This is a genomic window from Alkalilimnicola ehrlichii MLHE-1 (assembly GCF_000014785.1).
Taxonomy (GTDB): domain Bacteria; phylum Pseudomonadota; class Gammaproteobacteria; order Nitrococcales; family Halorhodospiraceae; genus Alkalilimnicola; species Alkalilimnicola ehrlichii.
The window spans coordinates 1,919,117-1,941,569 of sequence record NC_008340.1; the positions used below are offsets into that span (position 1 = coordinate 1,919,117).

23 protein-coding genes are annotated in these 22,453 nt (G+C 69.5%); 17 read left to right on the plus strand and 6 right to left on the minus strand.

The window, feature by feature from the left end; all coding sequences use genetic code 11:
• Positions 1-13: 13 nt before the first annotated feature.
• The 15 genes from MLG_RS08565 to ccmI all read left to right on the plus strand — a co-directional run bounded on the left by MLG_RS08565 (position 14) and on the right by ccmI (position 11,341).
• Positions 14-961, plus strand: a complete 948-nt coding sequence (locus tag MLG_RS08565) for a dimethyl sulfoxide reductase anchor subunit family protein (RefSeq protein WP_011629417.1) — start codon at positions 14-16, stop codon at positions 959-961.
• Positions 962-1,051: 90 nt separating this feature from the next.
• A complete protein-coding gene (locus MLG_RS08570) occupies positions 1,052-1,642 on the plus strand; it encodes a NapC/NirT family cytochrome c (RefSeq protein ID WP_011629418.1) in 591 nt (196 codons plus the stop codon).
• A 159-nt stretch (positions 1,643-1,801) separates the two neighbouring features.
• Positions 1,802-3,247, plus strand: a complete 1,446-nt coding sequence (gene cysG / locus MLG_RS08575; protein ID WP_011629419.1) for a siroheme synthase CysG — start codon at positions 1,802-1,804, stop codon at positions 3,245-3,247.
• A 12-nt stretch (positions 3,248-3,259) separates the two neighbouring features.
• Complete coding sequence (locus MLG_RS08580) at positions 3,260-3,724, plus strand: rhodanese-like domain-containing protein (RefSeq protein WP_011629420.1); 465 nt, start codon at positions 3,260-3,262, stop codon at positions 3,722-3,724.
• Between the two features lie 48 nt (positions 3,725-3,772).
• Positions 3,773-4,240: a thiosulfate oxidation carrier protein SoxY gene (locus MLG_RS08585; protein ID WP_011629421.1), complete on the plus strand. Its 468-nt coding sequence runs from the start codon at positions 3,773-3,775 to the stop codon at positions 4,238-4,240.
• Between the two features lie 19 nt (positions 4,241-4,259).
• Complete coding sequence (gene soxZ / locus MLG_RS08590; protein WP_011629422.1) at positions 4,260-4,547, plus strand: thiosulfate oxidation carrier complex protein SoxZ; 288 nt, start codon at positions 4,260-4,262, stop codon at positions 4,545-4,547.
• 4 nt (positions 4,548-4,551) lie between these two features.
• A complete protein-coding gene (gene ccmA, locus MLG_RS08595; RefSeq protein WP_011629423.1) occupies positions 4,552-5,262 on the plus strand; it encodes a cytochrome c biogenesis heme-transporting ATPase CcmA in 711 nt (236 codons plus the stop codon).
• 9 nt (positions 5,263-5,271) lie between these two features.
• Positions 5,272-5,940: a heme exporter protein CcmB gene (gene ccmB / locus MLG_RS08600; protein WP_011629424.1), complete on the plus strand. Its 669-nt coding sequence runs from the start codon at positions 5,272-5,274 to the stop codon at positions 5,938-5,940.
• A gap of 49 nt (positions 5,941-5,989) precedes the next feature.
• Positions 5,990-6,805, plus strand: coding sequence for a heme ABC transporter permease CcmC (ccmC, locus tag MLG_RS08605; protein ID WP_011629425.1), 816 nt, complete (start codon positions 5,990-5,992; stop codon positions 6,803-6,805).
• On the plus strand, positions 6,802-6,948 hold the full coding sequence (gene ccmD / locus MLG_RS15135) for a heme exporter protein CcmD (RefSeq protein ID WP_083761855.1): 147 nt from the start codon (positions 6,802-6,804) through the stop codon (positions 6,946-6,948). Before ccmC ends, ccmD begins: the two co-directional genes overlap by 4 nt.
• Positions 6,945-7,421, plus strand: a complete 477-nt coding sequence (gene ccmE, locus MLG_RS08610) for a cytochrome c maturation protein CcmE (RefSeq protein ID WP_011629426.1) — start codon at positions 6,945-6,947, stop codon at positions 7,419-7,421. The genes ccmD and ccmE overlap by 4 nt, the downstream gene beginning before the upstream one ends.
• Before the next feature lie 14 nt (positions 7,422-7,435).
• Complete coding sequence (locus MLG_RS08615; RefSeq protein WP_011629427.1) at positions 7,436-9,436, plus strand: heme lyase CcmF/NrfE family subunit; 2,001 nt, start codon at positions 7,436-7,438, stop codon at positions 9,434-9,436.
• Positions 9,430-9,957 carry a DsbE family thiol:disulfide interchange protein gene (locus MLG_RS08620; RefSeq protein ID WP_011629428.1) on the plus strand — a complete coding sequence of 176 codons (528 nt, stop codon included), beginning with the start codon at positions 9,430-9,432 and terminating at the stop codon, positions 9,955-9,957. The genes MLG_RS08615 and MLG_RS08620 overlap by 7 nt, the downstream gene beginning before the upstream one ends.
• Entirely contained in the window at positions 9,954-10,457 is a 504-nt protein-coding gene (locus MLG_RS08625) for a cytochrome c-type biogenesis protein (protein WP_011629429.1), read from the plus strand. Before MLG_RS08620 ends, MLG_RS08625 begins: the two co-directional genes overlap by 4 nt.
• Positions 10,454-11,341, plus strand: coding sequence for a c-type cytochrome biogenesis protein CcmI (gene ccmI / locus MLG_RS08630; protein ID WP_011629430.1), 888 nt, complete (start codon positions 10,454-10,456; stop codon positions 11,339-11,341). Before MLG_RS08625 ends, ccmI begins: the two co-directional genes overlap by 4 nt.
• 19 nt (positions 11,342-11,360) lie before the next feature.
• Here ccmI and MLG_RS08635 read toward each other — a convergent pair whose 3' ends face one another.
• Both MLG_RS08635 and dacB read right to left on the minus strand, forming a co-directional pair.
• On the minus strand, positions 11,361-12,014 hold the full coding sequence (locus tag MLG_RS08635) for a YdcF family protein (protein ID WP_156774660.1): 654 nt from the start codon (positions 12,012-12,014) through the stop codon (positions 11,361-11,363).
• 140 nt (positions 12,015-12,154) lie between these two features.
• The gene (gene dacB / locus MLG_RS08640) at positions 12,155-13,597 is read right to left on the minus strand and encodes a D-alanyl-D-alanine carboxypeptidase/D-alanyl-D-alanine endopeptidase (protein WP_011629432.1); all 1,443 of its coding nucleotides are present in this window, start codon (positions 13,595-13,597) and stop codon (positions 12,155-12,157) included.
• A gap of 112 nt (positions 13,598-13,709) precedes the next feature.
• Here dacB and MLG_RS08645 point away from each other — a divergent pair, with 112 nt between their 5' ends.
• Positions 13,710-15,761, plus strand: coding sequence for an ATP-dependent helicase (locus MLG_RS08645; protein WP_011629433.1), 2,052 nt, complete (start codon positions 13,710-13,712; stop codon positions 15,759-15,761).
• 13 nt (positions 15,762-15,774) lie between these two features.
• Here MLG_RS08645 and MLG_RS08650 read toward each other — a convergent pair whose 3' ends face one another.
• From MLG_RS08650 to MLG_RS08660, 3 genes are read right to left on the minus strand one after another with little or no spacing between them, the layout of a single operon-like run.
• The gene (locus tag MLG_RS08650; protein ID WP_156774661.1) at positions 15,775-16,845 is read right to left on the minus strand and encodes an AI-2E family transporter; all 1,071 of its coding nucleotides are present in this window, start codon (positions 16,843-16,845) and stop codon (positions 15,775-15,777) included.
• Positions 16,835-18,910, minus strand: a complete 2,076-nt coding sequence (locus MLG_RS08655; RefSeq protein WP_011629435.1) for a sensor histidine kinase — start codon at positions 18,908-18,910, stop codon at positions 16,835-16,837. Before MLG_RS08655 ends, MLG_RS08650 begins: the two co-directional genes overlap by 11 nt.
• Before the next feature lie 17 nt (positions 18,911-18,927).
• Positions 18,928-20,373: a sigma-54-dependent transcriptional regulator gene (locus MLG_RS08660; RefSeq protein WP_011629436.1), complete on the minus strand. Its 1,446-nt coding sequence runs from the start codon at positions 20,371-20,373 to the stop codon at positions 18,928-18,930.
• A 161-nt stretch (positions 20,374-20,534) separates the two neighbouring features.
• On the opposite strand from MLG_RS08660, the gene cysB reads away from it, so the two are divergent.
• A complete protein-coding gene (cysB, locus tag MLG_RS08665) occupies positions 20,535-21,515 on the plus strand; it encodes an HTH-type transcriptional regulator CysB (protein WP_011629437.1) in 981 nt (326 codons plus the stop codon).
• A gap of 67 nt (positions 21,516-21,582) precedes the next feature.
• Here cysB and MLG_RS08670 read toward each other — a convergent pair whose 3' ends face one another.
• Positions 21,583-22,332: a hypothetical protein gene (locus MLG_RS08670; RefSeq protein WP_011629438.1), complete on the minus strand. Its 750-nt coding sequence runs from the start codon at positions 22,330-22,332 to the stop codon at positions 21,583-21,585.
• Positions 22,333-22,453 lie beyond the last annotated feature (121 nt).

A 22,453-nucleotide genomic window follows, 5' to 3' on the forward strand; every position in this document is an offset into this window, starting at 1 on the left:
AGGAGGAGCCTCAATGCATCCACCACTTTCCGTCGTGGGCTTCACCGTCCTCTCCGGCGCAGGCTACGGTTTCATCGCGCTGTTCGTCATCGCCGCCATGCTTCAGCTCGGCGGACCGGTGGCTGGCGGGGAACTGACTGCTGCCGCGATTATCGGTTTCCTGCTCATCACCGTCGGCCTGCTGCTCTCCACCGGGCACTTGGCCAACCCGCGCAACGCCTGGCGCGCCTTCAGTCGCTTCCGCAGCTCCTGGCTGTCCCGCGAAGCGGTGCTGGCCGTGCTTTTCTACCCCGTCGCCGCGCTCTACCTGCTCGGACTGCTTCTGGGCGACGGGGTGAGCCACGGGCCGGTCACCGGCCTGCTGGGCGTGCTCACCGTCATCCTGGCCCTGGGCACGGTGCTGGCCACCGGCATGATTTATGCTTGTCTGCCCACCATCCGGGCCTGGCACTCCAGCCTGACCCCGATCAACTACCTGTTGATGGGGCTGGCCCTGGGCGGGTTACTGCTGGTGCTGGTCCGCGGAACCGGCGGGGCCGACCTCACCCCTGTCACCGCCCTGGCCCTGCTCCTTTTGGTCCTGGCCGGACTGGGCAAATTGCTGCATTACGACTGGCAACGCCGCCAGGCCCACCGCGGCCCGGACGCCGGCAGCGCCACCGGCCTGACCGGAGGCCGCGTCCGCCTGTTGGATCCGGGGCATACCAGCGGCACCTTCCTCACGGAGGAGTTCATCCACGGCGCCGATGAGGACGGCATCCGGGTCCTGCGCCGCCTGGTACTGATGGCGGGGTTCGTGATACCGGCCTTGATGCTGCTGGCCATGGCCACCTCCCCCGCCCTTTGGCCGGTGGCGCTGGCGCTGCCCATCGCCTTTGCCGGGGTCCTGCTGGAGCGCTGGCTGTTCTTCGTCGAGGCCCGGCACGTGGTCCGTCACTACAACGTCCGTACCGCCGTCTGACTTAAGGGGCACTACGCCCCCGTCGCGGTCACCCCAAACGGGCCGCGGCGGGTCGCACGGCCGGTTCGATCGATTGCGGAGGTAAACACCGTGGGCAAGATCAAACGTGGCATCCGCTATATACTGCGGCCGCCCACCAAGCTGGCCACCTGTGCGGTCATCTCGGCCGTGGCCATTGTCGTCCTCGGCTTTTTCGCGTCGGTGAACGCCTTTGTCGCCTTCACCAACACCTCGGAGTTCTGCGCCTCCTGCCACAGCATCGCCCCCGCGGTGGAGGAGTGGCGGGAGAGCAGCCACTACGCCAACGCCCACGGGGTGCGCGCGGAGTGCGCCGACTGTCATGTCCCGGACACCCTGGGCGCGACCCTGGCGGCCAAGGTTCGGGCGATCAATGACATCTACCACCACTTCGCCGGCACCATTGACACCCCTGAAAAGTTCGAGGAACGCCGGCCGGTGCTGGCGCAACGGGTCTGGGACGCCATGGAGGCGGACGATTCACTGGCCTGCCGTAGTTGCCACAGCTGGGACAGCATGGACCTGGCCCAACAGTCCGGTCGCGGCGGCCGCAACCACCGCGAGGCCATGGAAGAGGGCAAGACCTGCATCAGCTGCCACCAGGGCGTGGTGCACAAGCTCCCGGGCGAGGACGAGGACCCGGGCTTCGACCTCGGTCTTTGACCTCCCCGATCCACCGGGCCCGGGTCGCCGGAACGCGGCCCGACCCCCTCCCAAAAGGGATAGACCGCCCTGCCCCCTAGCCTGTCGGGGATATTTCCTGGTCGGCGCGCCTGCGGTGAAGTGTCACACATAGACATTCCAGCATTCATCGAGGCCGCTATGGAAACGCTCCCCGTGTTCATGAAACTGCGCGACCGACGCTGCCTGGTTGTCGGTGGCGGCCGCCGGGCCGAACGCAAGGCCCGCCTCCTGCTGGCGGCAGGGGCGGAACTGACGGTCCTGGCCGAGGCCCCCTTGCCGACCCTGGCGGCCCTGACGGAAGCACACGGCTGCCGCATGGTGCGACGCCCCCTCACGGCCCGCGATCTGGATGGCGTTTCCCTGGTGATCTCCGCCGCGGATGAGGCCACCGACCGCCGCGCGCACATGCTGGCGCGGGCCCGAAACATCCCCATCAACGTGGTGGACCGGCCCGATCTGTGCTCCTTCACCCTGCCTGCCACCGTCGACCGGGGCCCGGTGCAGATCGCCGTCTCCACCGGCGGCACGTCCCCGGTGCTGGCCCGGATGCTGCGCAACCGGCTGGAGGCCGACATACCCTCCGCCTACGGGCGGCTGGCCCGTCTGGCCGAGCGGTACCGGCGGCCGGTCCGCGAGGTCCTGCCGGAGGCGTGGCAGCGCCAGCGGTTCTGGGAAGAGGTCCTCAGTGGTGAGGTGGCAGAGCGGGTCTTCGCCGGCCAGGACGACGCCGCGCGTGAGGGCCTGGAAGAGGCCATCGGCCGCGCCACCCGAGAGCTCCAGACCCGGCGGGGGGAGGTCTACCTGGTGGGCGCCGGGCCGGGTGACCCGGATCTGCTCACCCTGCGCGCCCTGCGCCTGATGCAACAGGCCGATGCCGTGGTCTACGACCGGCTGGTCAATCCGGCGATCATGGCCAAGGTCAACCAGGATGCCGAGCGGATCGACGTGGGCAAACGCTGTGGCCACCACCCGGTACCACAACACGCCATCAACGACAAGCTGGTCACCCTGGCCCGCCAGGGCTACCGGGTCCTCCGGCTGAAGGGGGGTGACCCCTTCGTCTTCGGCCGCGGCGGCGAGGAGCTGCAGACCCTGGTCGATGCCGGCGTGCCCTTTCAGGTGGTCCCGGGCATCACCGCGGCCACCGGCTGTGCGGCTTACAGCGGCATCCCCCTGACCCACCGGGATTACGCCCATAGCTGCGCCTTCTACACCGGCCATCTCAAGAACGACCGCCTGGACCTGGACTGGTCACGGATGGTGCAACCCGGGCAGACCCTGGTGTTTTACATGGGCGTGGCCAGCCTGCCCGAGCTCAGTCGCCAGCTCTGCTGGCACGGCCTGCCGGCCGAGACCCCCGCCGCGCTGGTGGAAAAGGGCACCACCCCGGAACAGCGCACCCTCACCGCCACGCTGGAGACCCTGCCGGGGCTGGCGCGCCAGCAGGGGTTTCAGTCGCCCGCGTTGGTCATCATCGGCGAGGTGGTCCGGCTGTACGAGCAGATCAACTGGTACCGGCCACCGGGGGACGAGACCCCCAAGGCCGCGGAGCCGGGCGAACTGAACCGCCGCCGGCCTGCCTAGGAGGTGCCCGCCATGACCCGCCCGATGACCTACCAGACCCTGGTCGACGAGGCCCTGCAGCAGGTGCCCGAGGTCTTCCCCTGCGAACTCATGGAGGCCCTGGAGGCCGGTGAAAGGCCACTGCTGTTGGATGTCCGGGAGCCGGACGAATTCCGGGCCCTGCACATCCCCGGCAGCCTGCACGTGCCGCGGGGGGTGCTCGAGCCGGCGGCCGAGGAAGGTTATGAGGAGACCGAGCCCGAGCTGGTGGCGGCACGCGACCGGGTCGTGATCCTCATCTGCCGCTCGGGCCGGCGCAGCGCCCTGGCCGGCGTCAACCTCCAGCGCATGGGCTTCGCCCGGGTACGGTCGCTCAAGCTCGGCCTGAAGGGCTGGAACGCCGACGGCGGCCCCCTGCAGGACCACGAAGACCGACCGCTGGACGACGACGAGGCGGAGGCCCGGCTCGACGCCGGGGCTGAAGGTGGGGCGCGGTAGCCCCTTCGTGGTCAACCGATCAATGTGAACCAGTACGGAGTAGCGCACATGGGTATCAGCAGACGCCTGTTCTTGAAGGGGACCGCGGCCGGCGGCGCCCTGGCGGCCGCGCTCGGCAGCGGCCTGATCACGCTCGGCCAGGCCGTGGCCGGCCAGACCCGGCCGGGCTTCGCCAGCAATGACATCGACCAGGCCATCCAGGCCCTGTACGGCGATCTACCGCTGGAGGACAGCGATGGGGTGGTCGTGGAGGGCCCGCCCGGCGTCGCCGACGACGGTGGCCAGGTCCCCATCACCGTCCGCGCGGGGATGAACGAGGTGGAGAGCATCAGCCTGTTCGCCGCGGGCAACCAACCGCCGCTGCTCGCCAGCTACGACTTCCCCCGCCCCTGTCCCGGCACCTTGGCCACCCGCATCCGGATGGCCGAATCGGCCGATGTAGTGGCGGTCGTCAAGGCGAACGGCACCCTCTACCGGGGCGCCAGCTTCGTGCGCATCGGCGCGGCCGGTTGTTGAACCAAACCAGGAGGTTCCCATGTCCAGCATCCGCATGCGCAGCCGGCTGACCGGCGATACCTGCGAACTCCGCGCCATGATCAACCATCCCATGCGCACCCAGGCGCGGGATGGCGTAGACAAATACATCCAGACCCTGGTGGTGGAACACAACGGCGGGGAGGCCGTACGCGCCCGCTGGGGCAGCGCCATCGCCGAGAACCCCTTCCTCTCCATGGAGATCAGCGGCGTGAGCGAGGGCGACACCCTCACCCTGCGCTGGGAGGACACGGACGGCGACTCCGACACGGCCACCGTCACGGTCTGACACCATGGGCGATACCGCGCTGCACCTCGTCGCCGCGCCCGCCCTGGAGGCCACCGGCCTGCAGGTGGCGCGCGGCGGCCGGCCATTGTTCCGGGGCCTAGGCTTCCGGCTCGCCCGGGGCGGGCTGCTCTGCGTGCGCGGCGCCAACGGCAGTGGCAAGACCACCCTCCTGCGCACCCTGGCCGGCCTGTCCCGCCCGCACCGAGGCCGGATCCTCCGGGCGGGCCGCTGCATCCGCCAGGCGGCCAACGACCACCGCGGCACCCTGCAGTACCGCGGCCACCGGGACGGCCTGCGCGGCGCGCTGACCGTGCTGGAGAACCTGCAGTGGCAGGCGGCGCTCTATCACCACCGCCCGGATCGGGAGGCGGTGCGGACGGCCCTGGCCGGCATGGGCATGGCCCGGCATCTGGACACCCTGGCGTCTCAGCTGTCCCAAGGGCAGCGCCGCCGGGTGGTGCTGGCCTCGCTGGCACTCTTCCCACGGTGCCGGTTGTGGCTGCTGGACGAGCCCCAGGCGGCGCTGGACGTGGAGGGGGCAGAGCGCTTCCACGCGCTGCTGGCCCGCCACTGCCAGGAGGGCGGTGCCGTGGTCGCCTGCAGCCACCAACACCTCCGGATTGGGGGCATTCCCTGTGATGAACTCTGGCTGAGCGATCCCGCCCCCGCCGGGGCACGGAGCGCCGGCGATCGGGTGACGGGTACGGAGGCATGAAGGGCCTACATGTTCCAGGCATTCATCGCGCTGCTGCACCGGGACCTGACGCTGGTCATGCGCCGGCGCCAGGACGCCCTCTACGGCATGGCCTTTTTCGTCATCGTGGTCAGCCTCTTCCCGCTGGGGATGGGGCCCGAGCCGGCGCTGCTCCAGCGCATCGCCCCGGGTGCCATCTGGGCGGCTGCCCTGCTGGCGAGTCTACTCACGCTGGAGCGGCTGTTCGCGGACGACTGCGGCGAGCACACCCTGGAGTCGCTGCTGCTCGCCCCGCAGCCTCTGTCGTTACTGGTACTGGCCAAACTGGTGGCGCACTGGCTCTACGCGGGCCTGCCGCTGGTGGTCATCGCCCCCCTGCTGGGCCTGCAACTCGGACTGGCGCCGGCCGTCCAGCTCACCCTGGTCGTCAGTCTGCTCCTGGGCACCCCGGTGCTCACCCTGCTGGGCGGCATCGCCGCCGCCCTGACCCTGGGTGCGCGCGCCGGGAACGGGCTGATGGCGCTGGTGCTGCTGCCGCTCTTTGTCCCGGTGCTGATCCTGGGCAGCGGCGCGGTGGAGCAGAGCCTGCACGGCGCCAGCCCGCAGGGCCACTTGCTGCTGCTGGCCGCGCTGCTGGTGCTGGCCCTCAGTCTCGCCCCCGCGGCCATTGCCGCGGCGCTACGCATCGCGCTCGATTGATCATGCCGTTCCCGGCCGCCACCGCCGTCGACTGGCAGGAGTACTGATCATGTCGCGGATACGCTGGTTCAAGTTCGCCGCCCCGGCTCACTTCCACGCCCTGACCGGCACCCTGCTGCCCTGGCTGTGGGCCGCCGCCCTGGCGTTCACGGCCACCGGGCTCTACGTGGGGTTCGTGATCGCCCCACCCGACTATCAGCAGGGCGACAGCTACCGCATCATGTGGCTGCACGTCCCGGCCGCCTGGATGGCCATGCTCGCCTATTTCCTGATGGCCGGGTACGGCCTCATTCACCTGGTCTGGCGTATCAAGCTGGCGCGCATCATGGCCTCGGCCCTGGCCCCCACCGGCCTGCTGTTTGCATTCCTGGCGCTCTGGAGCGGGGCGCTATGGGGCAAGCCCACCTGGGGCGCCTATTGGGTCTGGGACGCCCGGCTCACCTCCTCGCTGATCCTGCTCTTCCTCTACCTGGGCTACCTCGCCCTGGACAGCGCCTTCGAGGACCGGGAGCGGTCCGGGCAGGCCGCCTCCCTGCTGGCGGTGGTGGGGGTGATCAATCTGCCGATCATCTATTTCTCGGTGCAGTGGTGGAACACCCTGCATCAGGGGGCCTCCATCACCCTTTCCGAGGCCCCCACCATGAGCGCCAGCATGCTCGCCGCCCTGCTGCTGACCACGGTGGGCTGCTGGGCCTATACCGCCGCTGCGGCCCTGCACCGCGCCCGCAGCATGGTCCTGGAACAGGCGGGCAACAGCCATTGGGTACGCCGGCTGCGCCAGGGTCACCGGCCCGCCGCCGCCAGGGGGCGTCCGGCCCGCCTGGCGGCCACGCCCATCGGCGACCTGCTGGGGAGGCGCCCATGATCGAGTGGCTGCACATGGGGGGCCACGGCCTCTACATCTGGGGCGTCTACGGGCTGGCGGCCCTGCTCCTGATCCTCGAGATTCGGCAGCTCCGTGCGCGCCACCGGCGGGCCCTGGCATCCCGGGAGGAGGACGAGACATGAAGCCGCGCCACCGCCGACTGACCCTGATCGCCCTGGTGCTGGGGGGGCTGGGCCTGTCCGCGGGCCTCGCGCTGACCGCCTTTCAGGACAACCTGGTGTTCTTCTTCACGCCCTCGGAGGTCATGGCGCGGGAGGCACCCATCGACCGGCCCATCCGCATCGGCGGCCTGGTCAAGGCGGGCAGTGTCGAGCGCGAGGCGGCGAGCGCCCGCGTCCATTTCAAGGTCACCGACACCGCCGAGTCGATCACGGTCAGCTATGACGGCATCCTGCCCGATCTCTTCCGCGAGGGTCAGGGCGTGGTGGCGCAGGGCCGCCTGGGCGCCGACGGCCGGTTCCACGCCACCCAGGTACTGGCCCGCCACGACGAGACCTACATGCCCGCCGAGGCCAAGGAGGCCCTGGACCGTATCGGCCAGGGCAATGGCACACCCGGCCCGGACGGCCATCCGGAGACCACCACCGCTTACTGACCGGGAGGGCCGAGGTGATTGCTGAAACCGGACAACTGGCCCTGGCATTGGCGCTGGCCCTGGCCCTGGTTCAGGCGGTGCTGCCCCTGGCCGGTGCCGCCCGCGGGGACCGCCGTTGGATGGCGGCTGGCCACTGGATGGCCTGGGGGGTGTTGCTATTCCTGGCCACCGCCTACGCCTGCCTGACCACCGCCTTTGTCCAGTACGACTTCAGCGTGGCCTATGTGGCCCAGCACGCCAACCTGGCGCTGCCACTTCACTACCGCGTCACCGCAGTCTGGGGCGGCCACGAGGGCTCACTGCTGCTCTGGGTGCTCATCCTGGCACTCTGGACCGTCGCGGTCAGCCACTTCAGCCGCAGCCTGCCCCGGACCATGGTCGCCCGGATTATCGCCGTGTTGGGGGCGGTGACCGTGGGCTTTCTCGCCTTCATGATCTTCACCTCCAACCCCTTCGACCGCCTGATCCCGGCACCGCTGGACGGCCGCGATCTCAACCCGCTGCTGCAGGACCCGGGGATGATCTTCCACCCGCCGCTGCTCTACATGGGCTATGTCGGGTTCTCGGTCACCTTCGCCTTCGCCATCGCCGCCCTGCTCAACGGCCGGCTCGACGCCGCCTGGGCCCGCTGGTCCCGGCCCTGGGCCGCGGTGGCGTGGGCCTTCCTCACCCTCGGCATCGCCCTGGGCAGCTGGTGGGCCTATTACGAGCTCGGCTGGGGCGGCTGGTGGTTCTGGGACCCGGTGGAGAACGCCTCGCTCATGCCCTGGCTCACCGGCACGGCGCTGATCCATTCGCTGGCGGTCACCGACAAACGCGGCGGCTTTCGCGTCTGGACCCTGATGCTGGCCATTGTCACCTTCGGTCTGACGCTGCTGGGCGCCTTCCTGGTGCGCTCCGGGGTAATCACCTCGGTGCACGCCTTCGCCACCGACCCCGAGCGCGGCACCTTCATCCTCGCCTTCCTGGTCCTCAGCATGGGGCTCGCCCTGGCCCTGTACACCTGGCGCGCCCCCCGGGTGGGCCCGGGCCCCGCCTTCGGCTACCTGTCGCGGGAGTCCGGCCTGCTCGCCAACAACCTGCTGCTGGCGGTGGCCACGCTCACGGTGCTGCTGGGCACCCTCTATCCGCTGGCCATGGACGCCTTGGGCGGCGGGCGCATTTCGGTGGGGCCGCCCTATTTCGAGGCGGTCTTCACACCGGTGATGCTGCCGCTGCTGGTCCTCATGGGGCTGGGGCCGCTGCTGCGCTGGAAGCTGCATGCCCCCGGCGAGCTCGCCCGCGCCATCGCCGGCATCGTGGTCGCCGCCGGGGTCATCGGCGGGCTCTGGCCGCTGGCCCTGGGCGCCTGGTCGCCGCTCACCGCCCTGAGTACCGTCATCGCCAGCTTTATCCTGCTGGCCATCGCCCTGGACCTGCACGGCCGGCTCCGCCCGGCGACACCGGGCTGGATCGGGCTGCGCCGTCGGCTCAAGGGGCTGAAGCCGCACTACCTGGGCATGCACCTGGCCCACGCCGGGGTGGCGGTCTTTCTCATCGGGGTGGCGATGGTCAGCACCTACGAGGTAGAGCGGGACGTGCGCCTGGCCCCGGGCGACGAGGTGACCGTAGCCGGTTACACCTTCACCTTCCTCGGCACCCACGAGCGGGTGGGCAGCAACTTCCTGGCCGACACCGGGCGGGTGACCGTGACCCGGGACGGTCAGGCGATCGCCCGGCTGCATCCGGAGAAGCGCCACTACCCCAGCCAGTCGATGCCCATGACCCAGGCCGCGCTCGACCGCGGCCTGTTCCGCGATCTCTATGTCTCGCTCGGCGACCCATTGGACGACGGGGCCTGGGTGGTGCGCGTCTACTACAAGCCCTACATGACCTGGCTCTGGGGCGGCTGCCTGTTCTTGACCCTGGGGGCCCTGCTTGCCGCCACCGACCGGCGCTACCGACTGGTGCGCGCCCCCCGGACCCGACCGGCCCGCCCGGCAGGAGCGCTTCGCCCCGGGGAGGCGTCATGCTGAGGGCCGGGCTGCCACTGCTGGTGCTACTCTCACTGGCCGCCCTGCTCTGGGTCGGCCTGGGGCTGAACCCGCGGGCCATTCCCTCGCCGCTCATCGACCGCGAGGCGCCCGCGTTCCACCTGCCCGATCTACAGGACCCCACCCGCACCGTGAGCCGGGACGACCTGCTGGGCCGGGTGACGGTGGTGAATGTCTGGGCCAGTTGGTGCACCAGTTGCCGCCAGGAGCACCCGGTGCTGCAGCAACTGGCGGACCGGGGTGTGCACCTGATCGGCCTGAACTACAAAGACGACCCGGCGGCAGCCCGGGAGCTGCTGGCGGAGGCCGGCAACCCCTACGCCCGCACCGCCCGGGACGGCGACGGCCGGGCCGGGATCGACTGGGGGGTTTACGCCACGCCGGAGACCTTTGTGGTGGACCGGGAGGGCGTGGTCCGCCACAAGCACACCGGTCCGCTGACCGCCGAGATCGCACGGGAACAGATCCTGCCCCTGATCCGCGAACTGGAGGCCACCCCATGAAGCGAGCGCCAATGCTCGACACCCGCGCCGCCCACCTGGCCGCCCTGGGGCTGATCCTGCTGGCGCTGCTGGCGCCGCCGGCGGCCGCCATCCCGGTGGGCACCCCGCTGACCTTCGACAACGAGACCCAGGCGCAGCGCTACCAGACGCTGATCCGCGAGCTGCGCTGCACCGTCTGCCAGAACCAATCGCTGCTCGACTCCAACGCCGCCCTGGCCCGCGATCTCCGTCGCCAGATTTACGAAATGGTGCGCGACGGCCACAGCCGACGGCGGATCGAGCAGTTCATGGTCGACCGGTACGGCGACTACGTCCTTTACCGCCCCCCGCTGCGGGCGGCCACCTGGCTGCTCTGGGGCGGCCCCTTTCTACTGCTGGCCCTGGGCGCCGGTCTCTATCTGGCCGTCCTGCGCCGGCATAGCCGGGGGGGCGGCCACACCGCGCCGCTGACCGCAGAGGAACGGGCACGGCTCCAGGCAATCGACAGGAGGTTGACATGATGGCCTTCCCCCTCACCACCATGGTGCTCTGCCTGATCGCCATTGCCCTGCTGCTCATCCCGCTGCTGCGCGGGGACTGCGCACTCTGCCGCGATGGGCAGTGCCAAACCGGCCCGGATACGACCGACCCGGACGACCCGGCCGACGCCAATCTCCGCATCTACCGCCAGCAGGTGACGGAACTTGCCGCCGAGCGCGACGCCGGCCGCATCGACCCGACCCGCTACCGCGAGATCCAGGCGGAGCTGGCCCGGGACCTGCTGAGCCAACCGTCCGCCCCCGCTGAACCCGCCGCCCCGGTGGGTGGTGGCCGGCGCTGGGCGGTGGCCGGTCTGTTGGCGGTACTGGTGCCCACCGTCGGCCTGGCCACTTACGTGCACACCGGTGCCGGCAACGAGGGCCTGCAGGCCTCGGCGGCGCGCGCCCACCCGGACCAATCCCCGGCGGAGGTGGTCCAGGCGTCGCTGGCCACCCTTCAGGCCCACCTGGAACGCCACCCGGAGGACAGCGACAACTGGGTGCTGCTGGGCCGCACCCTCACCGCGCTGGGGAAGACCGAACAGGCCCTGGAAAGCTACCGCGCGGCCCTGCGCCACGGCCAGGACAACCACCCGGAGCTGTTGGCCCGCTACGCCGACCTGCTCGCCGGCAGCCGGGACGGCCGGCTGCGGGGCGACCCGGAGCGCCTGGTGCGCCGGGCGTTGGACATCGACCCCGACCACCGCCTGGCCCTCTGGCTCGCCGGCAGTGCCGCGCTGGAACGGGGTGATGCCGCGGTGGCCCGCCGCCATTGGGAACGGCTACTGGCGCTGCTGCCGGCGGAGAGTGACGATGCCGGGAAGATCCGGGAGAAGCTCCGGGCCCTCGACGGGCCACGGGGCTGAGCGCCGCCCGCCCCCGGGGTCACTCCCCGGACAGACAATCACCCATCGCGTGGGGATTGGCGGAACGGTCCATGAAGGGGCGCTGCAGCAGATAACCGCCGTAGAGCCGGACCTCCGCCCAGAGAAAGTTACGTTTGGCCTCCAGCCCCCGAAAGCGGCTGGTGGGCGTGGGCGCCGGGTGGGCGTCCAGGCCCAGATCGCGCGCCATGGCCACCGCCCGGCGCAGGTGCAGCGGGTCGCTCACCACCAGCACCCGCCCGAGGTCGTGTTCGGCAACCACGGCGGCCGCCCCGCGCAGATTGTTCCAGGTATCGGCCGAGGCCACCTCGCAATAGGCATCCTCCGCCGCCAGGCCCCGGGCCAGCGCGTACCGGGCCGCGGCCACCGACTCGGCCAGCGGCTCGCCCGGGGCCTGGCCACCGGTGAAGATCAGCAGGTCCACCTGGCCCGCCTCATACAGGCTGAGGGCGTGGTGAATCCGTTCGCGCAGCACCGGCGAAGGGCGGCCGTTCCAGGCCGCTGCCCCGAGAATGACGGCGGCGTCGGCGGCGGTGTCGTCCTCGCGCTGGCCGAACAGCCAGATGTCCGCCGCCAGCGCCACCAGCACGGCTAACGGCAGCAGCACCAGGAGCATTGCACCCCAGAGCCCGCGTATCAGGCTACGCCCCGGCACCCGCCATCCATCCGTTGCCTCACCCCTGGACACCCCATTATCTCATTACCCCTCCGGGCACCCGCTGCCAATACCGTCCCCAGATTACCGCGCCACGCGCCCGGTCGCCATGGGCGCGGACCGCCGCTCCGGGGCGCAGCTCACTGAGCAAAGGCCCAACGGAGCACCGCCTCCTGAATCCCGCGTCCCGCACCGCGGTGGGCATCCGGGTGGTTAACCAGTACCACGGCCACCAACGGCTCCGCCCCCGGCGGGTGGAGGTAACCGGCAATGGCCGCCACGTCGTTCAGGTGGCCGGTCTTCAAGTGCATCCGCCCGCGCTCCGGACCGTCCTGGAAACGGCGCCCCATGGTGCCGTCGGTGCCGGCGATGGCCAGCGAGGAGACGAACTCCGCCATCCACGGCCGCTCCCGCGCCACCGTCAGCAACTGCGCCACCTGGCGCGCCGTGATGCGGGTGTCACGGGACAGGCCCGCGCCATTGTCAAAGACTATGCCCGCGGTATCGATGCCGTGGGCGTGCAGCACGTCCAGTACCGACCGGCGGCCCTTTTCCGAGGTCGCCGGCGCACCGTAATGCTCCGCCCCCAGGGTCAGTTTCAGATGCCGGGTCATCACATTGTTGCTGTACTTGTTCACCAGCCGCAGCAACTGCCCCAACGGCGGCGACTCGTGCACCACCACCGGCTCGGCGCCGGGGGCGGGCCCCCGGCCCTCGCGCCAGCCCCCGGCAAAGATCCCGCCCCATTGCCCCCAAAGCAGGGTAAACAACTGGTGGACATAGTCCTCCACCGGCAGCACGGTGCGGACCAGGCGCCACTCATCACAATGGCTGGGGTACCGCCCCTCCAGCAGCACCCCGGGCAGGCTGCCGCCGGGCTGCTCGACCACCTGGAAGGCGATCCCGCGCTGGAACCCGCCGCAGCCGCTCTGGCGCAGGCCCAGTCGGTTGTCCAGGGTCAGCCCCGGCAGCGGGGGGTCGGCCACCACGCGCGGGGCGCCGCCGGTGGTAGGCTTAATCTCGAAACTGATGGCGTTGAAGTTCACCAGCAGCGGGTGCGGCGGTTGGTTGTAGGCCCGGTGTGGCCGCCCGTCAAAGGCCCCCGGGTCCTCGGGATAGAGGTTGAAATAGCTCAGGTCATAGACCAGATCGCCGGTGATCTCCCGCACCCCCTGGCGCCGCAGGGCCCCGGTGAGCTTCCAGAACTCCTCGGTCACCAGGAAGGGGTCGCCCCCGCCGCGGATCAGCAGATCCCCCTCCAGGACCCCGTCCCGGACAGGACCCAGGGCGTACAGCTCGGTCCGCCAGCGGTAATCCGGCCCCAGGCCCTCCAGGGCCGCAAAGCTGGTCACCAGCTTGAGCACGGAGGCCGGATTGCGCGCGGTATCGACCTGGTGGGCCAGCAAGGGCTCCGGCTCGCCCACACGCTGCACCCAGATACTCACCTGTTCCCGGTCCACGCCCAGGCGGTCGACCGCCTGGGCCAGCGCGTCGGGCAGCCCCGCCGCCACGCCACTCCCCGGCACCAGCAACAGCCAGAGGCCGCACAGCCAAAGCCCGCACAGGACGCGTTGTCTCACCATGACCTGTCACCGCCCGTTGTGTTACGCGATTGTTCCCGTTGCCCGGAATTCTAGTCGGTTTCCAGGTATAATCCGCGGCCCTGCGCTCACCCCAGACCCGACGGACTCTACCATGCTGGATCAGGATCAGGCCCGGGTGGTGGCCCACGAGGACGGACCGGCGGCGGTACTGGCCGGTGCCGGCTCCGGCAAGACCCGCTGCACCACTGAGCGTGCGGCCCGCCGGCTCACCGAGCGCGGCCTGCCCGGGTCGGCCATGGTGCTGCTGACCTTCACCAATAAGGCCGCCGGCGAGATGCGTGAGCGGCTGGCCGCACGCCTACCCAAAGGGGTGGACCTGCCCTGGATCGGGACGTTCCACAGCTTTGGCAGCCGGTTGCTCCGTGAGCACGGCCAGCGCATCGGGGTGCCTGGAAACGCCACCCTGATGGACGCCGAGGACAGCCGGCGGATGCTCGACGCCCTGCTGGCCGGCCCCTTCCCCGACCGCACCCGTCGCCAACGCGCGATGGAGGCCCAAGACGCCCTGGCCGCCGCCGGCCTGGACCCCACCGAACCTGACCACCTGGCGCCCATGCGCGATGCCCTGGAGGCCATGGGCTTCGGCCCGGGCGCCACCGCCCGACTGGTACAGCGCCTGCGCCGTTACGATGCCGAGAAGCGCCGGGCGGCGATCATGGATTTCGCGGACCTGATCCTGCTGCCGTCCCGGCTGCTGCGCCAGGCCCCGGACCTGCGCGCTCGGCTGCGCGAGCAGCTGCGCGACATCACCGTGGACGAGGCCCAGGACACCGACGGCGCCCAGTTCCACCTGCTCTCCCTGTTGATCCCCGAGAACCGCACCGTGGTGCTGGTGGGCGACGACGATCAGGCCATCTACGAGTGGCGCCATGCCCGTCCGGCGAACCTGCGCCGCTTCATCGAGGAACAGCAGGCCCGGGTCTACCGGCTGGAGCGCAACTACCGCTCCACTCCGCCCATCGTCGACGGCGCGGTAAGCCTGGTCCGCCACAATCGCCAGCGTCTCGAGAAACGCCCCTGGGCCGTCAGGGGCCCGGAGCAAGCCGCGCCGGTCACCCTGGTCCGCCACACCCGGGCCGAAGAGATGGCCGAGGCGGTGGTGCAGGATATCCGCTCCCGTCTGCGCGCCGGGCTCAGTGCCGACGAGGTGGCCGTGCTCTACCGCAAGAACCGGCTGGCACGGCCGCTGGAGGGGGCACTGCTGCGCCACGGCATTCCCTACCGGGTCAAGGCCGGCATGGACCTGCTGGGGCACGCCGACGTGCGCATGATGCTCGCCGCCGGTCGGCTGGCCGCCAACCGCCGGGATGTCCGCGCCCTGTCCCGGCTGGCGGACCTGATCCCGGGGCTGGGGGCACGGGGGGTCAGCCGGCTGATCAGCAGCGCCGGCGACCCGCTCACCGCCGCCGGGCAACTGCCACCCCAGGCGGCCCAGGCCGTGGAGCGACTGCGCCAGGCCCTGGACAATCTCTTCCGGCTCGGCCCGCAGGCCCTGAGCCAGTGGTGCCTGCAGACCCCTGTGTTCGCCGAGTGGTTGAACCACCGCGCCCGGGCGGCGCTCAAACGGGACGGTTCCCGCGCCGCCCCGGAGGCCCTGGATCGCGCCCTGAAGCCGGCCCGCGCCCGGCTGGGCGCCGTGCAGCGGGCCATCAACCGCCGCCTCGCCGCCCTGGACCGGGAGTCGGCGCCGGCGCAGCGCTGGACGAACGCCCTCGAGATCGCCGCCAGCGCCAGCGATGACAGCAGCGGCGAGGATGCCTGCGTCACCCTCTGTTCGGTACACGGGGCCAAGGGGCTGGAGTGGCCGGAGGTGCACGTTTTTGGCTTTACCGAGGGCCTGATGCCGCTGGCCCGCGACGGCCGGGTGGACAACCTGGAGGAGGAGCGGCGGCTGGCCTACGTAGCCATCACCCGTGGCCAGGACCGCGTGGTCCTGCACCATGCCGACCGCATCGACCGCGGCGACGGCCAGGGCGTCGGCGCCGCGGCACTCTCGCCCTTCCTGGAGGAGCTGCAGACCGGCCCGGAGGTGGCGGTGATCGACAACCGCGCCGCCGTCCGCGAGGCCAGTGAAGTGCTGGGTGGCGAGCCGCCGACCAGTCCCGAGGACTGGCTGGCCGCCATGCGGCGGCAGGTGCGCTAAGCCGGCAGCGGGGTCAGTGGCCGCGGGCCCGGTCGCTCATCATGATCGCCAGCCAGCGGGTCCCGGGCTGCGCCTCCAGCGCCAGCTTGGCGATCATGGTCAGGGGAATGGACAGCAGCATCCCCACCGGCCCCAACACCCAGCCCCAGGCCATCAGTGAGACCAGCACCACCAGCGGCGACAAGCCCAGGGTATGGCCCATGAAGCGCGGCTCCAGCACGCTACCGATGACCACATTGACGGCCACGTAGAGGGCCAGGGCCAGCAGCCCCTCCATCACCCCCAGACCCAGGAACGCGATCAGGACTGCCGGGATGGCGGCGAGAATCGATCCGACCGTCGGGATGAAGTTGAGCAGGCCGGCAAGGATCCCCCAGAGCACCGGGAAATCCACCCCGATCAGCGCCAACCCCACCCCGACCAGTAGGCCGGTGGCCAGGCTGGTCGCACTCTTGATGAAGAGATAGCGATAGACCGAGCGCAGGAACCGGCGCGCCCGCACCCCGCCTCGGCGGGAGCGGGGGAAGGCCGCCCGCAGCTTCCCGGGCAGGTGGGTCTCCTCAAGCAGGAGGAACATGAAGGCCAACAGCACCAGGAAGGTGGTCGCGGTGAACTGGCCCACGCCCCCCGCCACCGCCCGCGCCAGCCCGGTCAGGTCGGCCAGCGCCGGCAGCGGCGGCCGATCCGGCAACAATTCGGCCGGGACCCCGCGCCCCGCCAACCAGGCCATGGTCTCATCGAACAGGCCGAACAGGCGCGCCTGGTAGTGCGGCGCCTGGTGCGCCATGCTCTCCACCGCCCCCTGAAGGGCCAGAAAGAGCAGGAAGAAGGCCAGCCCGACGGCAACAAACAGCGCCAACACGGCCACCGACCCCGGGACCCCGCGCCGCCGCATCCAGGTCAGCGGCGGCGCGCAGATGATGGCCAGGAAGGCCGCCAGCAACAACGGGGTCACCACCCCGGCGGCGGCCTTCAGCCCGGCCAGCAAAACCACCAGCGCTGCGCCCCCCAGCAGCCAGTGCCAGGTGGACAGCGTCTGATCCGGCGCCGCCAACGGCGGGAGCGCCTCGTTCTCAGTGTTCATCCCGGGTGGCATCCAATTGCTCCAACAGCTCCCCTTCATCCGCCATCCGCGGCTCGCTCAACAGCCAAACCCGAAAGCGGCTGCCCTCCCCCTCCTGCGACTCCACGGTGATCTGCCCGCCGTAGCGGCGGATCAGCCCGTAGCTGATGGACAGCCCCAGTCCGGTGCCCTCCCCCTCCACCCGCGTGCTGTAGAAGGGATTGAAGATATGATCCAGGGCCTGCTCAGGGATGCCCACCCCGTTGTCGCTCACGCTGATCACCACACCACGGTCATCCCAGTCGGTTGTCGCCACCCGCACCCGGCCGCTGCGGTCCGCAACCGCGTGCAGGGCGTTGAGCAGCAGGTTGACCAGCACCTGCTGCAGTTCGCGGGGGCTGATGCGTACCGTGCGGCAGGCGCCCAGCCAGGTCTCCACCGCCACCTCGCGCCGGCGGGACAGATGCCCGATCAGATCCACCGACTGCTGCACCACGGTATTGACATCGGTCTCGCTGACAATCCCCACATAGTCCCCCGGCCGGGAGTACTGCAGCAGGTTGTCCACGATATCGCGAATCCGGTAAACCTGCTCGATGATCAGGTCCACTTCGCGCCGCACCGGCTGGACACCCTCCCCGAGTTCCTGGATAAGCACATCCATATTGCCCAGGATCACCGCCGTCGGATTGTTGATCTCGTGCGCAACACCCGCGGTCAATTCGCCCAGGGCGGCCAGCTTTTCCGCCACCACCAACTGCTGGCGGGTCCGGCGCAGCAGCCGGATGGTGCGCTCCAGTTCCTCGTTACGGGCGCTGAGTTCGGCGGTGCGCTCCTGCACCTTCTCCTCCAGCCGATCCGCCGCCTCTTGGATCTGCTGGTTACGGGCCTGCAGCAGGTCCAGCATGCCATCGAACTCCCGGGCCAACACCCCCAGTTCGTCCCGGCTGCGGATCGGCCCCACGCGCAGGGCCTGTCCCGCCCCCGTGGCCCGGACCACGCGGGTGATCCGCTCAATGGGGCTGAAGATCGACTGCGCGCCGCTGATGGCGATACCGGTCCCGAGCACGATCAGGACCAGGAACAGCATACCCAGCGCCTGCAGGCCGTGGGTGATCTCGCTGCGAAAGGGCGCCTCGAGGAAGCCGGCGTAGAGCATCCCCACCCGTTCGCCGTGGACATCCACCACCGGCTGGTAGCTGGACATGTACCAGTCATTGACCACGAAGGCGCGGCCGATCCACACCTCCCCCTCGCGCAGGACCCTGTCCCCCACCTCCCGCGAGATGCGCGTACCCAGCGCCCGCTCACCGGGCGCGATGGGCACGTTGGTGCTGATCCGGACATCGTCCAGGAACAGGGTCACCGTGCCCGGGCGGCCATCGGGCAGGCTGCCTTCGGGATAGGCCACATCCCGGATCGCGTCCACGAAATCGAAGTTGCCGTTCAGTAACAGCCCACCGTCGAGCAGCGCCAGGACCGCACCGTCCGGACCGCGCACCGGATAGGCCGCACGCAGGAACATGGCCCGGTTCTCGACCTCGCGATCGGTGGGCTCGGCTCGCGCGGTCTCCAGGATCGGCAACCGCAGCCGCTCGGCCAGGGCTTCCGAGTGGGCGCGCAGCCGCTCCGGGCCGTAAATCTCGATCTCGCTGACCGGCGAATCGCGTAGCGCCGCCCGCAGGATCGGATGGACGGAACGCTCCGCGGGAGCGGGCAGGGCCTGCGGGTGGAGTGCGCGCCCATCCGGGCCGCGCAGATTGAGGAAGGTGAACCCGAAACGCGCCTTCCAGTCGCTCATCGCCTCTTCCAGCGCCCCGGTATCACCGGACTCAAGCGCCAGGCGGAACCCATGCGATTCACCGAGCCGCGCGAGCCGGTCCAGCTGATCGTCGGCCAGTCGCTGGAAGGCGTCATTGGCCACACTCAGGTCGGTGCTGACCTTCATGGTCAACTGATCGTCGCTGATCTTCTGTACCCAGTAGCCCACCAGGAAGAGTGTGGCGGGCATCAGCAACAGAACCGGGAACAACACCAGGAACAACAGCTTGTACCGGACCGACAGGGCGGGCAGTCGCCAGCGCATACGTTGGCCGCCGAGAATTAAAGGCGGCCCTCCTCCTGCCAACGGGCGAGTTTGCGGTCCAGCGTCTTGCGGGCCACTCCCAACCGGCGCGCGGCCTCCGACTTGTTACCGTCACAGGCATCCAGCACCCGCAGGATATGCACCCGCTCCACCTCATCCAGCGGCGTCCAGGCGTTCCCCGCTGGGGCATCCGGCAATTCCGGCCCGCGCTCGGCACTGTCGGGCACCGGGATGGCGGCACCACTGATGCAGTCTGCCGCCGGGCAGCCCAATAACAGGGCGCGCTCAATGACATTGCGCAACTCGCGGACGTTGCCGGGCCAGGGATAGCGGTGCAACGCCCTTAGGTCATCGCGACCGAGGGCTATCGGGGGCACACCCAGCTCGGTCGCCAGGGTCTGGACCAGGTGCTCGGCCAGCGGTTGAATGTCCTCCGGACGTTCCCGCAGCGGTGGCAATTCGACGCTGACCACGTCCAGCCGGTAGTAGAGGTCCTTGCGAAACCGCCCTTCCTGGACATCCTCGGCGAGCTCCCGGTTACTGGCGGCCACCACCCGGACATCCACCGGCACCTCCCGGTCACTGCCCACCGGTCGCACCCGGTGATCCTCCAGCACGCGCAGCAGTTTGGCCTGCATGGCCAACGGCATCTCGCTGATCTCGTCGAGGAACAGGGTGCCGCCCCGGGCGTGGGAGAAGAGCCCCTCCCGGGCCTCCTGGGCCCCCGTGAACGCGCCTTTGCCATGGCCGAAGAGCTCGCTCTCCATAAGCTCCGGAGCGATGGCGCCACAGTTCACCGGCACGAAAGGGCCCTCGCGGTCGCTCCAGCGGTGCAGCGCACGGGCCGCCAACTCCTTGCCGGTGCCGGACTCGCCGCGGATCAACACCGTACTCGGTGCCACGGCCAGGCGGCGGAGCAGCTTGCAGACCTGCTGCATGACCTGGCTCTCGCCCACCAGCCCCATCTCCGGGCGGGTGGCCGCCAACTGCCGGTGCAGTAGGAAATTCTCCCGCTGCATGCTGCGCCGCTCGAAGCAGCGGTCGATGGCGGTATAGAGCTGATCCATCCGGAAGGGCTTGAGGATGAAGTCACTGGCACCGGCCCGCAGCGCGGCAATGGCGGTCTCCAGATCGGCATAGGCGGTAATGAAGATGACGTCGGTGGGGTCCCCTTGGGCCCGGACGGCCTCCACCCAATCGACCCCACTCACTCCGGGCAACCGGATGTCGGAGATGATCAGGTCGTAATGACCCTCCTCCCGCGCCGCCTCCGCCTCCTTGACATTGGCCGCCACCCGGACGTGGCGAAAATGACGCACCAGCGCCCGTTCCAGGAAGTTGCGCACCCCGGGCTCATCGTCGATAACCAGCACAGAGGCACTGGCCGGAATCCGCCGCGGTCCACTCAGATCGGGACGCTCCTGGTAATCGGCTATGCCGAGGTTGGTTCCCTGTTCAGACATTCACCACCTTGCGTTGTCATCGCGCCGAACCCGGTTGGTCCGAATATTATACCGTGCCGCAGTCAGGAATGTGTGCCCCCAGCCCCGGGCAACAGCGAAGAGGGTTTGCAAGCCCTTATGCTATTATTTAATAATAGACCTACGCTTTAGTGGGTGCCGGTATGAAACTGAATCAGTTGCGCTACATCTCCGAGGTGGCCAAACGGGGGCTGAATATCTCCGCCGCAGCGGATGCCATGTACACCTCCCAGCCCGGCGTCAGCAAACAGATCCGCTTGCTGGAGGACGAGCTGGGTGTGCAGATCTTCGCCCGCAGCGGCAAGCACCTTACCCACATCACCCCGGCCGGCCGCGCCATTCTGGAATCGGCGGACCGGATCCTGGGGGAGGTCCAGAACATCCGTTCCATCGCCGCCGATTTCGTCGATGAACAGCGCGGCAGCCTCAGCATCGCCACCACCCACACTCAGGCCCGCCATGCCCTGCCGCCGGTGGTGAGCCAGTTCCGCACCCGTTACCCCAACGTCAGCCTGCACATCCACCAGGGCACCCCCATGCAGATCGCCGAAATGGCGGCCCGTGGCCAGGTGGATTTCGCCATCGCCACCGAGGCCCTGGAGCTGTTCGAGGACCTGGTGATGCTGCCCTGCTACCGCTGGAACCGAAGCGTGATCGTACCGGAGGGGCACGAGCTGGCCGAGGTCGAACCGCTGACCCTGGAGGCCATTGCGGAGTGGCCACTGGTCACCTACGTGTTCGGCTTCACCGGCCGCTCCAAGCTGGACGAGGCCTTCGACGCCCGGGACCTGGAGCCCAACGTGGTCTTCACCGCCACCGACTCGGAGGTCATCAAGACCTACGTCCGCCTCGGACTCGGGGTCGGCATCATCGCCACCATGTCCTTCGAGCCCGAGCGCGATCAGGGCCTGTTGGCGCTGGATGCCGGCCACCTGTTCGAGGACAGCGTCACCAATATCGGCTTCCGTCGCGGCGCCTATCTACGCGGCTACATGTACGAGTTTATGGAGTTGTTCGCCCCTCACCTCACCACCGAGGTCGTCGAACGGGCGCTGCAGACCCGCACCAAGGAGGAGCAGGAGGCCTTTATCAACGAGCTGCAGCCACTCATCCGCCAGGTCTGAGCACCGCCTCTGCACAAGAGAACGCCGGGCCGGTACCAAGCCGGCCCGGCGTTCATTGGTTGCGATCTCAGTGACTGGTGGGCTTTTGTGTGCTGGACCCACTTGAGCGACGCCCGCTGGCAGGCCGTGCCGCCCGCCCCGCCCCCTTGGCTTCGCTGGCCCCGCCACTCGCAGTCTGGCCTCCAGTGCCGGCCCCACCCTGGCCGGACCCCCCTTTATCGCCATCGTCACCACCCGGCTTACGGCCGGTCCCGGCCTTAGGCGCCTGCCGGGCGGTCTTGCGCGGCGCCTTCTCGGCCGCCGCCGGTGGCGGTGGCGGGGTGACGCCCTGCTCCTCGGCCAACTCCTCGACCTGGTGCATGAGCGCCTTCTGGCTCTTCATCATGGTGTCCACCATGTTGCGCCAGACATCGAAGAACTCCTCCTGGGCATCATCGCTCTGCAAGGGTAGATCGGGACGGTTCAGGTCCAGTCGCCGGGCCTGCTCGAACCACCGCTCCCAGAGTGCGGTCCGGGCCTCGAGCCAATTCTCCATCAGGTTGCAACTGGTCTCGTTCATGTCGCTCAGCGGGCGCGGGGCCTGCTCGCCTCCCATGCCGGCGTGGCGGCAGAGGCGGATCCACTCCGCCTGCACCTTAAGCGCGTCCTGGACCAGGTTTTCCATGGCATTGAGATTCTCCTGCCAGGCCTGGTCCAGGTTCTCCACATTCTGCCCCGACCGGCTCCACTGCTGGCCGAACTCCAACCACTGCTGCCAGCTCTTCTGGGCCATCTCCATTAGGTTCGACACCATTTCCGCCGATTCGCGGTTCGCCATGACATCCTCCGGCGCTACTTGCGCAATGTGTTACTCATGCTGTCCATTTCGCTACCCATCAACGGGCATTCCCCAATAGCGTCAACCATTCGTGGAGATTTTTCTTGGCTCTTGACTACGC